We start from the raw sequence: 15,742 nt of genomic DNA, 5'->3' as shown, positions 1-15,742 counted from the left end.
GGGGACTCTTGGTTCCAGGGCATGATCAGATACCTCCTGACCATGCGTATTAACCTGTAAACCATGTCCCCGGTTAGAAATGTAAACGATGTCCCCGGTTTGTACCGGGACAAGCCCCCTCGCCACAACAAGCCTCATCACAACAAGCCGCCTCTTGATCGCGAGCCCTCTGACCTATTGAGGCTTGCGATAGCTGTTGATGATCGCCGAGAAGTCCTTGCCCCCTTCCCCACGCTGGCTCATCGATTGATACAACTGCTGCGCCACCGCCCCCAGGATCACCGGCTGGTGCGCCTGGCGTGCTGCTTCGGTCGCCAGGCCCAGGTCCTTGAGCATCAGGTCGGCGCCAAACCCACCGGTATAGCCTCGGGATGACGGCGCAGTTTCAATCACACCCGGCCAAGGGTTGTAGGTGTCGGAACTCCAGCAACGCCCGGTGGAGCTGTTGATGATGCCGGCCAGCACTTGCGTGTCGATACCCAGGGCATCGCCCAGGGCCATGGCCTCGCTGACGCCAACCATACTGATCCCCAGCAGCAGGTTGTTGCAGATCTTGGCGATTTGCCCGGTGCCCACATCACCGCAATGCACGATGTTGCGGCCCATCTGCGCCAGCACCGGCTGCAGGGTGGCGAACAGTTCCGGGTTGGCGCCGACCATAAAGGTCAACGTCCCGGCCTGGGCGCCACCGGTGCCACCGGAAACCGGGGCATCGGCCATCGCCACGCCGTGTTTGGCTGCAGCCGCCGCTACGTCGCGCGCGGTCTGTGGGTCGATGGTGCTGCAATCCACCGCAGGCACGCCTTTGCCGATGCCTGCCAGCACGCCGTCTTCGTTGAGCCATACGCTACGCACATGGGCGGCGGCGGGCAGCATGGTCAATACCAGCTCCGCGCCCTGGGCCGCATCACGCGGCGAAGCGCTGATGGTGCCGCCCAATGCGGCCAGTTCGTTGAGCACCGTCTGGTTCAGGTCGAACAGGTTCAGCGCATGGCCAGCCTTGATCAGGTTGCGGGCCATGGGCGCGCCCATGTTGCCCAGGCCGATAAATGCAATCTTCATGGTCGTCTCCTTGATCAACGCAGGTTGATGGTGGTGTTGACGCCATCATTGACGCTGTCGTCGTCAAACCAGCGGCTGGTGACGGTTTTGGTCTGGGTGTAGAACTGCACCACTTGCTTGCCGTACGGCCCCAGGTCGCCGAGTTTCGAACCACGGGAACCGGTGAAGCTAAAGATCGGGACTGGCACGGGGATCGGGATGTTGATGCCCACCTGGCCAACGTCGATTTCGCTCTGGAACTTGCGCGCCGCCGCACCGCTTTGGGTGAACAGGCCGGTGCCGTTGCCGAACGGGTTGGCGTTGACCAGGGCGATCGCCTCATCGAGGGTATCGACTTCCAGCACCACCAGCACCGGGCCGAAGATTTCCTGGGTGTAGATCTGCATGTCGGTGGTCACGCCCGAGAACAGGGTCGGGCCGACGAAGTTGCCTTGCTCGAAGCCCGGCACCTGGATGCCACGGCCGTCCAGTTCCAGCTTGGCGCCTTCTTTCACGCCGCTCTCGATCAGGTCGAGGATACGTGCCTTGGCACGCTTGGAGATCACTGGGCCCACGTCGGTACCCGCTTCGCTGCCGGCGTTGACTTTAAGCTTCTGCGCCAGGGCCTTGAGGTCCGGCAGCCATTGCTTGGCCGCGCCAACCAAGACCACCACCGAGGTGGCCATGCAGCGCTGGCCGGCGGCACCGAAACCGGCGCCGACCAGGGCATTGAGGGTTTGTTCGCGGTTGGCGTCCGGCAGCACTACCGCATGGTTTTTCGCGCCCATCATCGACTGCACGCGCTTGCCGTGCTTGCCCGCCAGGTCGTAGACGTGGGTGCCGACGGCGGTCGAGCCAACGAAGGACACGGCCTTGATATCTTTGTGAGTGCAAAGTGCATCCACCACATCCTTGCCACCGTGGACCACGTTCAGCACACCCGCTGGCACGCCAGCCTCCAGCGCCAGTTCCACCAGCATCAGGGTCGACAATGGATCCTGTTCCGAAGGCTTGAGCACGAAGGTGTTACCGCAGGCGATGGCCATCGGGAACATCCACAGCGGGATCATTGCCGGGAAGTTGAACGGGGTGATGCCGGCGCACACGCCGATCGGTTGGCGCAGGGTGTAGGTGTCGACACCGCCGGCCACGTTCTCGGCAAATTCGCCCATTTGCAGGGTGCCGATGGAACAGGCGTGCTCGACCACTTCCAGGCCACGGAAAATATCGCCTTCCGCGTCGGCAATGGTCTTGCCCTGCTCGGCACTGAGTACTGCGGCAATGCGCTTGGAGTGCTCGCGGATCAGCGCTTGCAGCTTGAGCATGATGCGCATGCGCGCGCCGATCGGCGTCAGCTTCCAGGTCTGGAAGGCGCGCTGGGCAGCGTCGATGGCCGCGTTGACTTCATCGGCTGTGGCAAAGGGCACACGGGCCAGGACTTGTTGGGTCGCCGGGTTGACGATGTCTTGCCACTCGGTGGTCTTGGACTCGACCCATTCACCGTTGATCAACAGTTTGGCCTGTTTCACGGTGGTATCGGCAGACGTAAGCGATGCGTTCATTGTGGTCTCCAGATCTTGTAGTTATGCAGAGAGCCAAGGCGTGAAGCGCCTTGAGGATGAGGCGTTCGGACGATTTTTGGAGTATAGATGTGCAAACTTCCAATAAGAACCCACATAAAAGCCGGTCCAACATGCAAAAAAACATCACGTCTTTAGGGTCGCTGAACTGGGATGACCTGAAGTTTTTCCTCGAAGTGGCGCGCACCCGCAAGGCCAGCGTCGCCGCCAAGCGCCTGGCGGTGGACTACACCACGGTGTCGCGGCGTATCAGTTCGTTGGAAGGTTCGTTGGGCACCCTGTTGTTCGAAAAGTCCCGGACCAGCGGCTTCGTCCTGACCAACGAAGGCCAGCGCTTGCTGGGTTATGCCGAGTCCATTGAAAGCACCCTGCACATGGCCTGCGAACAAGTGTCCGGCTCCGGCGTGGCGCTGTCGGGGCATGTGCGCATGGGCTGCACCGAGGGTTTCGGTAGCTTTTTCGTCACCCCGCAACTGAGCCACTTCGTCGACACCTACCCGGCGATCTCAGTGGATATCCTGCCCCTGCCCCACTTCATCAGCCTGTCCAAGCGTGAGGCCGATATCGTCATCGCCCTGGAACGCCCTGAACACGGGCCCTACGTGTGCTGCAAACTGTGCGACTACAAACTGCAGCTGTACGCGACCCAGGACTACCTCGACCAACACCCACCCATCCGCCGCCCGGCCGACCTGGCCGAGCATCCGTTTATCAGCTATGTGGATGACCTGGCGTTCAGCTCGGAGCTGCTGTACCTGGCCAATGTCGTACCGGGCGCCAGCGCCAGCCTGCGCAGCACCAGCGTGATTGCGCAGTACGTGGCGGCGCAGCAGGGGCGTTCACTGGCAATCCTGCCGTGCTTCCTGGCCGCACAAGACTCGCGGTTGCTGCCGGTGCTGGGGGAGGAGATCACTATTACGCGGCAGTTCTGGATGTATTGCCGGGAGGATTTGCGCAAGTTGAAGCGCATTACGTTGTTGTGGGATTACATCCGTGAGGTGACGGAGCAGAACCAGGGGCTTTTGATGGGCGAGACGCGAGAGATGGTGTTTGCCGACTGAGCCGCCTTCGCGAGCAAGCCCGCTCCCACAGGGGAGTGGCGGTGGGCGGAGAATTTTGGGGCGACACGAGCAACTGTAGGAGCTGGCTTGCCGGCGATGGCGGTGGGTCAATCGATACATACCCGGCTGAACCACCGCCTTCGCGGGCAAGCCCGCTCCCACAGTTTGGTTTCACAGTTAGGCCGACCTGTCGGCTCAGTCGGCGATCACCACGATCGATACCCGGCGGTTTTCGGTACGGCCCGCAGAGGTGCTGTTGGAGGCCACCGGTTCGCTGCTGCCCAGGCCACGCAGTTGCACATTTTCTTCCTTCATACCCACGTCCACCAGGACCTTGCCCACGCTTTTCGCCCGGCGCAAAGACAGTTGCTGGTTGTACGCTTCCTTGCCCGAGGCGTCGGTATGGCCGTCTACGCGCACGCGTTCGATGCCTACGCCGGTGAGGGCCTTGCCGATGCGCTCGACGATTTCAGTGCTGGGCTTGTTGAGTTTTTCGACGTCGCTGCCAAACAGCACTTTGCCCGACAGGCCAAACGCCCAGCCTTCGTCGGTCAGTTCGAAGCCTTGTTGTTTGAGTACCGCCACTTGTGCCGGTGTCAGGCCCTTGGGCGGAGCGGTCTGGCAGCCGCTCAGTGCCAGCAGCGCGATAAACAAGGTGATAAAGAGAACACGTGTGTTAGCAAACAAGGGATCAACTCCTGTGTTGAACGTTGGCAGCGGGGTGCTCCGACTCCGCCGTGTGCTGGCCGCCCTGGGAAAGGCGTTTGGCCTGGTACATCGCCGCATCGGCGGCATTGAGCAAGGCGCCGGGAGTGGCGCCATGATCGGGATAAACCGCGATACCGATACTGAGTGAGGTCAACACTTCGGTGTTGCCCGGCAGCGGAATGGGTTGGTCCATGCTGGCGATGATTTTGTCGGCGATGCGCTGGGCATCTTCGAGTTTGTGCAGGGGCGAGAGCAGGATGGCGAACTCATCGCCGCCCAGGCGCGCCACCAGGTCGCTCTCGCGCAGTTGCGCCCGCACACGCGCGGCGACGGCTACCAGCACGGCGTCACCGGCGGCATGCCCGAAGTTATCGTTGATATCTTTGAAGCGGTCGCTGTCGAAGAACAGCACCGCCACCCGCTCGTTGAGCTTGGCTGCACTGCGCAGCGCACGGATCAGCCGGCCCTCGAAGAAAGCGCGATTGGGCAGCCCGGTGAGGCTGTCATGGCTGGCCAGGTGGGCGAGGGTTTCGTTTTCGCTTTGCAGATGGGTTTGCCAGGCTTCGAGTTCGTCGAGCAGGGCATTGAAGTCGTTACCCAGGCTGTCGAGTTCGGCGATCTGTGCCGGCGGCACACGGCGGTCGAAAGCCCGCTCGCTACGTGCGGCGTGGGCGACGTCGGCCAGGCTGTGCAGCGGGCCGGTGATGCCGCGCAACATGCGCCGCGCCAGGTAAATCGCGACCCAGCCACTGATGGCTGTACAGATGATGATCCCCGCCAGGCCGCTGAGCAAAAAGCGCAACAGGCTACCACCGTGGCCGCTCAACTCGACGGTGCCGATTTTCTTGCCTTGGTGCAGGATCGGTTGGCTGATGGGTTCTTCCAGCAGTGTGTGGGCCAGCTCCAGCTCCACCTTGGACAACACCCCCGTTTCCGGGCGCACCCAGTGCGCCAGGGTATTGCCATTGAGGTCCAGCACCCGGGCTTCGGCCACTTCTTCAGTGGAGGCAATCAACGCCAGGGCTTCGGTGGCCACTACGCGGTCGTTGAACACCACCGCAGCTTCCACGGTGTAGTTGATCGAGCGGGCGATCAGGTGCAGGTTGTGATCGGCATAGACCCGCAGGGCCAGCACGCCCAGCAGGGTCAGGGATACGCTGGCCATGGCGACCGCCACCAATGCCACACTCAGGTGCCCGCGACCAAGGACCGAACGTAATGTAGGGCGGGTTTTGGCGTTGCGCAGCCTCATGGTTCCGGCGCTCGACGACGGGACAACTGCAAGACGCTGGGATGAATACGCACTCCGCTGCGGGCCACGGAGTCGAGGTTGACCTCGAATGACACCTGCTCATCACTGACCCGCAGGCAGAACAGGCTGCCCACTGTGCACTGGTCGCCGCCTTCGCTGATGCTCAGCACCGGGCGCCCGATCAAGGCCGTGAACAAGTGACTGCGCTCGTCAGGGGAGAGCTTGCCGATATACAGCGCGTCGCAGGCATTGACGATATTGGGGTTGTCGGCCAGCAAACGCTGAACTACCACCGGCCGCCCCGTAGCCTGGGTGGTGCCCTTGACCAGGTCATCGGTGTATTGGGTCGGGCCAACGATGCACAAACGCAGTTGGCTGGGCTCAACCGGCCATCGGGCGTAGCTGAGAATCCCCAGTACCACCTGGGTGACGGCCTGGGCCCGCTGGTCGGCCGCACTGGCGGTAGACGCCTGGGCAAAAGCCAGAGGCGTGACGAGGCACAGAACGGCCGATAGCAGCAATCGTCTCCAGCTCCAACTACGCTCTGCGGGCGAGACAGCCACGTTCATGCAGCGATTCTCTATGATCTTCTCGGGATGATGCCGCAACGATAGCATATCGGCGGAAACCCCATCGAGACGGGGCCTAGGTAGATTCCGCCATTTATCACGAAAAACCGACACATCAGTCAGGTTTTTCCTGCGCCATCATGTCCCAAGTTCCAACATCAGCCCGCTTAAACGTTTCACCTTGCGCCGTACCGCTTCCTCGAAAACCCCACCACGGGTTTCGATCAAGCTGAAGCGGTCTTTCGCGCGGGTGATGCCGGTGTAGATCAGCTCTTTGGTCAGTACCGGGTTCAGCGCATCCGGCAGGATCAAGGCCGTGTGGGCGAACTCCGAGCCCTGGGACTTGTGTACGGTCATGGCGTAGACGGTTTCTACATCGTTGAGCCGGCTGGGCAAGACAAAGCGCACCCCGCCCTGGCCATCGTTGCGCGGGAAAGCGACGCGCAGCACCTGCGGCCCGCCGTCAGTTTCGGGCAGCTTCAAGGCGATACCGATGTCCCCGTTCATCAAGCCCAGGCCGTAGTCATTGCGGGTCATCAGCACCGGGCGGCCTTCGTACCATTGCTGGTCGCTATCGATCAGCCGGGCCTTGAGCAGCGCGGCGGTGATGCGTTGGTTGAGGCCTTCCACGCCCCAGGGGCCCTTGCGCACCGCGCACAGCAACTGGAAGGCATCAAAGGCTTGCAACAACTGGCGCGCCCAGTCGGTCCAGCGCGGATCGTCCCGGGGTGTCTCGGCTGCCGGCCGCGAGGTGCGCAGCAGGTTCAGGTAGTAGCGATAGCCCTGGGCATCGGCGCCCTGCCCGTCCAGCACCAGGCGCTCGAGGGCGCGGTCATGCTCGCCCTTGAGGCGCAGGCAAAACAGGTCGTGGCTGCCGGCGTCCAGCAGTTGGCGAGCCTGATCGGGGTTTTGCTGGTTGACCCAACGCGCCAGTTGGCCGATGCCACTGCCTTCGCCGAAGCGCCGGGAATAACGCAGCATCACCACTTGTTGCGCCAGGGGATGGCTGGCGTCGAGGTCTTGCTCCAGGCCGCTGCCCGCCAGCGTTTCGCCGCTGACACTTTCCAGCCATTGGCGGGTGCCGGGGCTGTACCAGCCCGCCTCGGCATCGCGGCACAAATCGCCAAGCACCGCACCGGCTTCCACCGAAGCCAACTGGTCCTTGTCCCCCAGCAGCACCAGGCGCGCATGGGCTGGCAAGGCATCCAGCAGGTTGGCCATCATTTCCAGGTCGATCATCGAGGCTTCATCAACCACCAGCACATCCAGCGGCAACAAGTTGCCCGCGTGATGACGAAAATGCCGGGTGCCGGGACGGCTGCCCAACAGGCGGTGCACGGTGGTGACCTCGGTGGGGATTTTTTCGCGCACGGCTTCGGCCACTTGCAGCGAGCGCACTTGCTGGCTGATGGACTCGGTCAACCGCGCCGCCGCCTTGCCGGTGGGCGCCGCCAGACGGATGCGCAAGGCCGTGCCCTGCTCCACCGCTGGCGCTTGCAGCAATGCCAACAGGCGCACCACGGTGGTGGTCTTGCCGGTGCCGGGGCCGCCGGTGACGATGCTGAACGCCCCCCGCGTGGCCAGGGCGCAGGCGAGCTTCTGCCAATCGACCACGCCATTGGGAGGTGGCTGGTCGAACAGGCCGTTCAAGCGCTGGGGCAGGTCCGCCGAGACCGTTTCCTGCACGGCCAGACGCTGACGCAAGGCGCTGTCGATGCGTCGCTCATAGGTCCAGTAGCGCCGCAGGTACAGGCGCTTGCCCGACAACACCAAGGGCCGGCTCTGCGCTGCAGCACTGCCATCCACGGCCAGCGCCACCAGCGGGCTTGCGGCCAGGGCATGGCACCAATGGGCGCCGTCCAGGCCGTCGAGCAATTGCGAGGGCAACAACATCACGCCACTTGAAAGATCACCTTCAGGGGGCAGCGACAGAGCAAAATCCGGGGCATTCAGGGTCTCGAACAGATCCAGGCACACATGCCCGTGGCCCAATTGGTGACTGGTCAGGGCAGCAGCCAGCAGCACCAGAGGATCGGCCTGTGGGTCGAGTTCGTGGAGAAAGCCGACGAACGCCTTGTCCAGCGAGCGCAGCCAGCCGCGCTCGACCCAGCGCTCCAGCAGGTGCACCAGGTCGTCGGCATGCTCCAGCGGTGCCAGTGCCTCCAGCGGCACAGTCGAGAGGCTCATAACAGGACTCCTTGTTCCCAGGCGGGTTCGACCTTGGGCGGTTGCGGCTTGCCTTGGAACAACAGGTCCAGGCGCTCGATCAGTTCACGTGGTGGCCGGGTGAAATACGCCCCCTGGCTCACGGCTTGGCTGCCGCGCAGGAACAGGTAGAGCGCGCCACCCACGTGCCGGTCGTAATCGTAATCGGGCAGGCGCGCCTTGAGCTGGCGATGCAGGGCCAGCAGGTAGAGGACGTATTGCAGGTCGTAGCGATGGTCGAGAATCGACTGTTCCATGGCCTGTTGGGTGTAGGCCGCGTCGTCGGCGCCGAGCCAGTTGGATTTATAGTCGGCCACGTAATAGCGGCCGTCATGTTCAAAGGTCAGGTCGATAAAGCCTTTGAACATCCCGTTGAGCATTACCGGTTCGGCAGCCACCCGCGACACACCGTCGTGGGTGTATTGGCAGACCAGTTGGTCGAGGGCGAGCACATCGACTTTATGGCTGGCGAACCAGAACTCCATTTCGATCTGATAGTGCTGCAAGTCACCCAGTGTCACCGATTCCGGCCCCTGGCCCAGGCTCAGTGGCGCTTGCAACAGGTGCCCAAGCCAGCCGCTGAGGGTGCCGATCCAGCCTTCCCAGCCGCGCCGGTTGCAGCGCCGTGCGACAGCATCTTCGATGGCTTCGGGCGTTACGTCGAAGCCATCGTTGCCGGCCCACTCCAGCAGGCCGTGGAGAAAGGTCCCGGCATTGGGCCCCCGTGGGAATCGATGAATGTCGCCGCCAGACGCGGCAACTTCGCGCGGGGCATCCGGGTCCAGGCGTTCGTCGTCGAACAACTTCTGCGCTTGCGGGCTTTCCGGAGCCTCCAGGCTGGCGGCGCTCATGCTTTCGCCAATACGCAGGGCGCTGTAGGACGCAATCCACCAGTTTTCCGCAGCCTTGCGCTTGGGCAGCAGCGGCGCGAGCAAGGTCGCGTCATTGCGCGGTGGCTGGTAGGTGCTGCTCTGGGCCTCTGGCATGTGCCCGTAGGCAATCGCCGCGCAGCCGTCCTGCAAGTCCATCAGCCAGCGGGCCAAGGCTGCGGATTCACCCAGGGCCGCGCCACCACCCAACAGATAACCCAGCGCCGACAGGTGCAACACCGAGCTGTTGGTATTACCCCGCTTGAGGTCGGCCACACCGAGCCAACAGGCATGTTTGGCCCGCGTCAGCGCCACGTAGAACAGGCGCAGGTCTTCGGCCAGGCGTTCGTCATCGGCCTGGGCGATCAGTTCGGCGGTGGGTTTGAGGCTGACCTGGGACTTGCCGTGGGCATCGTGGTAGTGCAGCGGCAGGCGACTGCCGTCGACGGGCTTGGCCGAGCAGATGAACGGCAGGAACACCAGATCGTATTCCAGGCCCTTGGATTTGTGGATGGTCACCACCTTGACCAGTTGCTCATCACTTTCCAGGCGCAGGATCTGCTCTTCGCCGGCCTGGCCCGACAGCGCCAGGTGCTCCGCCAGATGGCGGATCAGTGCCTGTTCGCCATCTAGCTCAGCGGCGGCTTGTTGCAGCAATTCGCACAGGTGCAGCAGGTTGGTCAGCACCCTTTCGCCATCGCTGCGGGCAATCAGGGTTTGCGGCAACTTGAAGTCATGCAACAGGCGTCGCAACATCGGCAACACGCCCTGGGTCCGCCAGATCACGCGGTAATCGCGAAACTGCATGACCCGCTGTTCCCAGGCCAGTTCGTCCTGGTTCAGTTGCTCCAGTTGCGCCAGCGACAGGTTGAGGGTGACGCAGGCCAGGGCCGCGCGCAGCGGGCGCTCCACGTCCGGTTCGGCGCAGGCCTTGAGCCAGGCGAGTACGTCGTGGGCTTCCTGGGAGGCAAACACCGAATCCTTATCGGACAGGTACACGCTGCGCACACCGCGCGCGGCCAGCTCACCGCGCACGGCCTGGGCCTCCTTGCCGTCACGCACAAGGATGGCGATGTTCGACGGTTGCACGGGGGAGAAGTCGCCATCCTTGACGAACCCTGCACTGCCTTGCTGGCCGCCATTGAGCAACGCGACGATCTGGCTGGCACAGGCACCGGCCAATTGTTGGCGATAAAGCACGTTGGAGATCGGCTGGTCGGTGGGCAGGTGCCAGATATTCAGGGCTGGCACTGTGTGGCCATCGACCTGCAAGTGCTCCTTGCGGCCTTGGGACGATACCGGCTGGAACGGCACCGGGTTCTCGCCGTCCGGCTGGCGAAACAGAAATGCCCCACGCCCGGTTTCTGCACGTTCGAACACGTGGTTGACCGCCGCGACCATCGCATGGCTGGAGCGGAAGTTGGTGCCCAGGGTGTGCAAGCGCCCGGCGGTGGCCTGGCGAGCACGCAGGTAGGTGTAGATATCGGCACCGCGAAAGGCGTAGATCGCTTGCTTGGGGTCGCCGATCAGGAACAGGCCACTGAGCGGGCTGTTGTCTTCAATGCGGTAGATGCTTTCGAAGATCCGGTACTGCACCGGGTCGGTGTCCTGGAATTCATCGATCAGGGCCACCGGGAATTGCTCGCGGATCACACTGGCCAGGCGCTCGCCGCCCTCGGCTTGCAGGGCCGCGTCCAAGCGGATGAGCATGTCGTCGAAGCCCATCTCGGCACGCCGGCGCTTCTCATCTTCAAAACGTTTACCGACCCAGGCCGCCGCGTGTTGCAGCACCGCGGCGTCGGGCGTAGGCAAGGCGTCCAGGCTGGCTTTGAGGCCCACCATGGCGTCCAGGCCCGGATGATGCGGCGCGGCGCCCTTCCAGGCTTCGGCCATACCCTCTGGCGTCAGGCGGCTGAAGCCGGTGCCGATATCCAGTTGCTCCAGGGTTTCGTCTGCGGCCCAGGCGCTGATTTTCTCGAACCAGGGCTCGAAATAACGGGCCTGCATCTTGCGGCCATCAACAGCCTTGGCGGCGACAGCTTGCAGGCAGATCTCCCGCAACTCGGCGGCCCACTGCTGCCAGGGAGCCTTGAGCGCCACCAGGGCCTCGCGGCGCTCGTGCAGGCAGGCCTCGATCAGTTCGGCAGGCTCCCGTGGTTCGTCACTGGGGCGCTCGCTGCCGAACAAGGCGCGCACTCGCGGCATCAGCGCCGCAGGGCCACCCCAGTGGCTGCGTACCCAGTTCAGGGCATCGCCGTGCATCGGGTAGCAGAACAGCCGCCAGTAGTCGCGCAACACTTCGCCGAGCAGGTCGCTGTGGTCCGTTTCCAGGGTCTGGGTAAACAGGCTGCCACTGTCGAAGGCGTGTTCGCGCAGCATGCGCTGGCACCAACTGTGAATGGTCGAGACGGCGGCTTCGTCCATCCATTGCGCGGCAATGTCGAGGCGATTGGCGCAACCTGGCCATTGCTCGGCGCTGTATCCTTCGCGCAACTCGGCAATCAAGGTGTCGGGCTGCTCGATTTCATCACGAAAGTAGCGCGCCGCTTGTGCCAGGCGGGTACGGATACGCTCACGCAACTCTTTGGTGGCAGCATCGGTGAAGGTCACCACAAGGATCTGCGGCGGCAGCAATTCACGGCCAAAGCCTTCCAGCTCGCCGCCGTGGCCGAGTACCAGGCGCAGGTACAACGCAGAGATGGTGAAGGTCTTGCCGGTGCCGGCGCTGGCCTCGATCAGTTGGCTGCCGCGCAGGGGAAAGGCCAGGGCCAGGGGTTTGATGGCGCTCATGGGCGGGCCTCCTCGCTGGTCAGTGATCGCCAGGGGGCGGTTATCAAGGGTCGATAGAGGGTTTCGCACCAGCCTTCGAAATCCTCGCTGGCGACCAGCGTTGCATAATCGGGAAACTGCCGGGTAAGGGCCGGGCTTTCGCGGCGCTCGCCATCACTGTTGATGCCATCGCCTTCGTAGGCTTTAAGGGCCGCAGCCTGGGCTTTGTCCGGATCGGTCTGGCCGAGCCAGGCAAACGCAGTCTTGACCGCGACCGGCAGTGGTTCACTCATGCCGGCCTGCCAAGCCAGGAGCAGGTTGCCGAGGATATCCTGGGCAAGGCTTTGCTCCAGGGGAGCCAGCAAGAGTGTGTCATCGCTGGCCACCAGGCCCGTGCTCAACGGAAGGCCACAGGCGCAGGCCACCAGGTGATTGACCCATGGGCGGATCAGGCGATGCCACTTGCGGGTCTTGATCGAGCCGATGCTGTTGGGAATGGTGGTCACGCTGAGCAAGCCGCCATCGCTGCGTCGGTGCAGGCCGCTGACCCAGCCTTCGAGTTCAATACCCTGGTGTGCGTAGCTGACGGGTTCTGCGGTGTTGTGCGGCGTGGGCCAAAGTGCCAGGAGTTGCTGGTAGCGCTGCAACAGGTCAGGCAAAGGCTCGATCAGTTCGTTGCGCAGGCATTCGCCAAAGCCAACCATGGGCAGCAGGCCGCTGCCTTGCAGACGCTGGGCCTGGGCATCCAGGGCCTGCTCCAGATGATCCGGATCGCTCAGTGCAGCGGCGAGCAGGCTGTCACTCAAGGTGTAGCGCTGCAGGGCGTCGAGGACAAAGGGCTCTTCATCGGCCAGGGGTACCTCGGCGGCTTCGAAAAACACTTTGAGGCGCTGGCTGAAGAAATGCCTGACGGGGTTACGCAGGAAGTCCTGCAACTGGCCCAGGCTCAGGGGTTCTTCCTGAACGTAGGCTGACAGGCAGGTTGTTTCGAGGGCCAGGTCTTGGGCTTCGTGCAACAACTGCCATTCGCGGGCGTAGCTGAACAGCGGATCACCTTCGTGGAAATAGCGCGCGCTGAAGGGTTGCAAAGGGTGTTCCTGGGTCATTGCCTCCAGCAGCGGTTGCTCTTGGGCATGTTGCCAGCCGCTGGCGAGGTGATCGCGCAGTTGGCCGATCAGCACGGACGCCGGGCGCTCGCTGTTGTCACGGATGCTACGGCCGATCCAGCTTATGTAGAGTTGGTCGCGTGCCGAGAGCAAAGCTTCCAGCAACAGGTAGCGGTCGTCTTCGCGACGAGAACGGTCTCCGGGGCGGTAGTCGCTGCCCATCAGGTCGAAATCCAGTGGCGGTTGGGCGCGTGGATAGTCGCCATCGTTCATGCCCAGTAGGCACACCAGCTTGAACGGGATCGCACGCATCGGCATCAGGGTGCAGAAGTTCACCGCGCCGGCGAGGAAGCGCTGGGACAGACGGCCCTGGTCGAGACCGGCCAGCCAAGCCTCACGGACCACCGTCAGCGGTAATTCGTCGTACAGGCCGACGGATTCGCAGGTTTCCAGCCAGTCTTCCCGCAGTTGCTCCAACTGGCCCAGCAGATAGTCATCGTGTTCATTGCTGGCCAGGAAAAAGCGCTGCATCAGGTCTTGCAGGCGTACACCCCAGGCTTGCGGTGTCGCCGGTTGTGACAGGGCTTGGTGTGCATCGTGCAATGCGTCTAGCAAGGCTACCAATGGGCCGATCAGCGCAGCATCAAGGCCGCCGATTTCATCGTAGGGCTCAATGCCGGCGCAGGCGGCACCACTGCCAACGGCGTAGCCCAGCAGCATACGGCGCAGGCCGAACCGCCAGCTGTTTTGCTCCAGCTCACTGGGCAGGCCAAGACCTGCACGCTGCTCGGCGTTCAGCCCCCAGCGGATGCCGGCCCCCTCTATCCAGCGGTGCAGAGTGGGCAGGTCGCGCTCCTGGATGGCGAAGCGTTCACGCAGGGCGGGAACGTCCAGCAAGTCGAGGATTTCGCTGACCGGAAAACGGCTGTCGGGAAGTTTCAGCAGGTGCTCGACGGCGATCAACAGTGGATCGCGGCCCCGTTGGCCCTGGTCAGTGAGGGTGAAGGGGATGAAGCGCGGGTCTTTTTTGTCCAGTTGACCGAATACCGCACGGATATGCGGCGCGTAGCTGTCCACATCCGGGACCATCACGATAATGTCGCGAGGCCGTAGCGCGGGGTTTTCGCTGAAGCGCTGTAGCAGTTGGTCGTGGAGGATTTCCACTTCCCGCTGGGCGCTGTGGGCAATGTGGAAGCGGATCGAGGTGTCGTGCTGCAGATCGACGGCGGGCCAGCGCTCTCGCGTTTCGGGGAGGGGGCGCAGTTCGAGGATGTCGTCCTGCAGTTGGTTGAGGATTGTGGTCGGTTCGCTATCGCTGAACAGGTCGATGCGCCCGTCACGGAAAGCTGATCGGTAGCTGTTGGGATCGTCGTAGCTGTCCAGCAGGTTGATGTAGTCGCGACCTTGCTTGCCCCAGGCGGCCAACAGTGGATGGGCGTGCTGGTGCAGGGTTTGCGGGTCGATGGTGACGGGCATACCGGTCTTGCGCGCCTGGCGCTTGTATTCGTTTCGCAGTAGGTCTTTGTCGGCAACGATGTCAGACCAATGGTGGCGGCAAGGGTTATGCACGCAAAGCAGGACCTGGCTGAAACGGGCCAGGCCGGCCAGCGCTTCAAGCGCCTGGGCGGGCAAGGAAGATATGCCAAACACAATGACCCGAGACGGCAGGCCTTGGGGGGCGGTGTCCAGCTTGTTGATGCGCTCGATAAAGCGTTGATGGACCCCGGCACGGCTCTGCGCCATACCCTCCTCGCCGACATCCAGCAGCAATGCTCGCCATAACTCGGCCTGCCAGCAGTTGGCCGGGCTCAGGGGTTTGGCCTCGCCTCGGCCGTTGCGCAGTTGGTGTCGACCGGCGGCCCAGTCTTCCAGCCAGTCCGCACGATAGACCTGGTATTGGTCGAACAAGTCGGCCAGGCGTTCCGCCAGTTGGTAGCGTTTACGCAGGTCGGTGTCATGGGTAAGGAAGCGTTGCAGGGGCTCGAAGTGCGGCTGGTCGATCAGCTCGGGCAAGAGGCGCATGAGACGCCAGGTCAGCGGGGCTTTGTCCAGAAGGGACTTGACCGGGATTTCGTCGCGGCCCAGGACCATGCGATAAAGCTGCCACATGAAACTGCCGGGCAACTGCACGTCGATTGCAGCGGCGATTCCACAGCCGCCCGTGTCGTCATCTTCTGGATCTTCAGCAAGCGCCAGTTTGAGCCATTGTGCGATGCCGTTGCTTTGCACCAGGGCGATTTCGTTTTCCAGGGGAGCCAGTGGATAGCGACGCATCCAACTGACGACCAGGCTGCGCAGCTCATCCAGGCGATTGCCGTGGACGACCATGAATCCAGCACTGAGGGACGTTGCATCCGGCATAACGGCTTCCTTGGGAAAAGCAAAATCGAGGCAGCGACTTTAGCATTGAAGGGCGTTATGGGCGGTGTTGGACTAAGCGCAAAATCCCATCAGCGCTTTTCTACCGCCCAAAACAAAACCCCAACTGCTTTCGCAATTGGGGTTTCGGAATTTAATCTTGACGATGACCTACTCTCACATGGGGAAACCCCACACTACCATCGGCGATGCATCGTTTCACT

9 protein-coding genes are annotated in these 15,742 nt (G+C 62.9%); 1 reads left to right on the top strand and 8 read right to left on the bottom strand.

What is annotated here, in order from left to right; translation table 11 throughout:
* Window positions 1–174: 174 nt before the first annotated feature.
* Together mmsB and FIV38_RS29285 are read right to left on the bottom strand one after the other, a co-directional pair.
* A complete protein-coding gene (gene mmsB / locus FIV38_RS29290; RefSeq protein ID WP_029299919.1) occupies window positions 175–1,062 on the bottom strand; it encodes a 3-hydroxyisobutyrate dehydrogenase in 888 nt (295 codons plus the stop codon).
* A 14-nt stretch (window positions 1,063–1,076) separates the two neighbouring features.
* Complete coding sequence (locus tag FIV38_RS29285; RefSeq protein WP_029299921.1) at window positions 1,077–2,603, bottom strand: CoA-acylating methylmalonate-semialdehyde dehydrogenase; 1,527 nt, start codon at window positions 2,601–2,603, stop codon at window positions 1,077–1,079.
* A gap of 131 nt (window positions 2,604–2,734) precedes the next feature.
* Between FIV38_RS29285 and FIV38_RS29280 the strand changes: the two genes are divergently transcribed.
* The gene (locus tag FIV38_RS29280; protein ID WP_070994421.1) at window positions 2,735–3,682 is read left to right on the top strand and encodes a LysR family transcriptional regulator; all 948 of its coding nucleotides are present in this window, start codon (window positions 2,735–2,737) and stop codon (window positions 3,680–3,682) included.
* Window positions 3,683–3,877: 195 nt separating this feature from the next.
* On the opposite strand, the gene yfiB is transcribed toward FIV38_RS29280, so the two are convergent.
* From yfiB to recC, 6 genes are all read right to left on the bottom strand, one after another.
* Entirely contained in the window at window positions 3,878–4,369 is a 492-nt protein-coding gene (yfiB, locus tag FIV38_RS29275) for an outer membrane lipoprotein YfiB (RefSeq protein ID WP_029299925.1), read from the bottom strand.
* Window positions 4,370–4,373: 4 nt separating this feature from the next.
* Entirely contained in the window at window positions 4,374–5,642 is a 1,269-nt protein-coding gene (gene dgcN / locus FIV38_RS29270) for a diguanylate cyclase DgcN/YfiN (RefSeq protein ID WP_092233244.1), read from the bottom strand.
* Window positions 5,639–6,211, bottom strand: coding sequence for a regulatory sequestration protein YfiR (gene yfiR / locus FIV38_RS29265; protein WP_029299928.1), 573 nt, complete (start codon window positions 6,209–6,211; stop codon window positions 5,639–5,641). The genes dgcN and yfiR overlap by 4 nt, the downstream gene beginning before the upstream one ends.
* Window positions 6,212–6,349: 138 nt before the next feature.
* Window positions 6,350–8,398, bottom strand: a complete 2,049-nt coding sequence (recD, locus tag FIV38_RS29260) for an exodeoxyribonuclease V subunit alpha (protein ID WP_029299930.1) — start codon at window positions 8,396–8,398, stop codon at window positions 6,350–6,352.
* Window positions 8,395–12,075, bottom strand: coding sequence for an exodeoxyribonuclease V subunit beta (gene recB / locus FIV38_RS29255; protein WP_092233241.1), 3,681 nt, complete (start codon window positions 12,073–12,075; stop codon window positions 8,395–8,397). The genes recD and recB overlap by 4 nt, the downstream gene beginning before the upstream one ends.
* Window positions 12,072–15,521: an exodeoxyribonuclease V subunit gamma gene (gene recC / locus FIV38_RS29250; RefSeq protein ID WP_092233238.1), complete on the bottom strand. Its 3,450-nt coding sequence runs from the start codon at window positions 15,519–15,521 to the stop codon at window positions 12,072–12,074. Before recC ends, recB begins: the two co-directional genes overlap by 4 nt.
* Window positions 15,522–15,742: the final 221 nt, after the last annotated feature.

The sequence above is a fragment of the Pseudomonas proteolytica genome, assembly GCF_007858275.1.
Lineage (GTDB): Bacteria > Pseudomonadota > Gammaproteobacteria > Pseudomonadales > Pseudomonadaceae > Aquipseudomonas > Aquipseudomonas proteolytica.
This window is presented reverse-complemented; position numbering and strand designations above follow the sequence as displayed.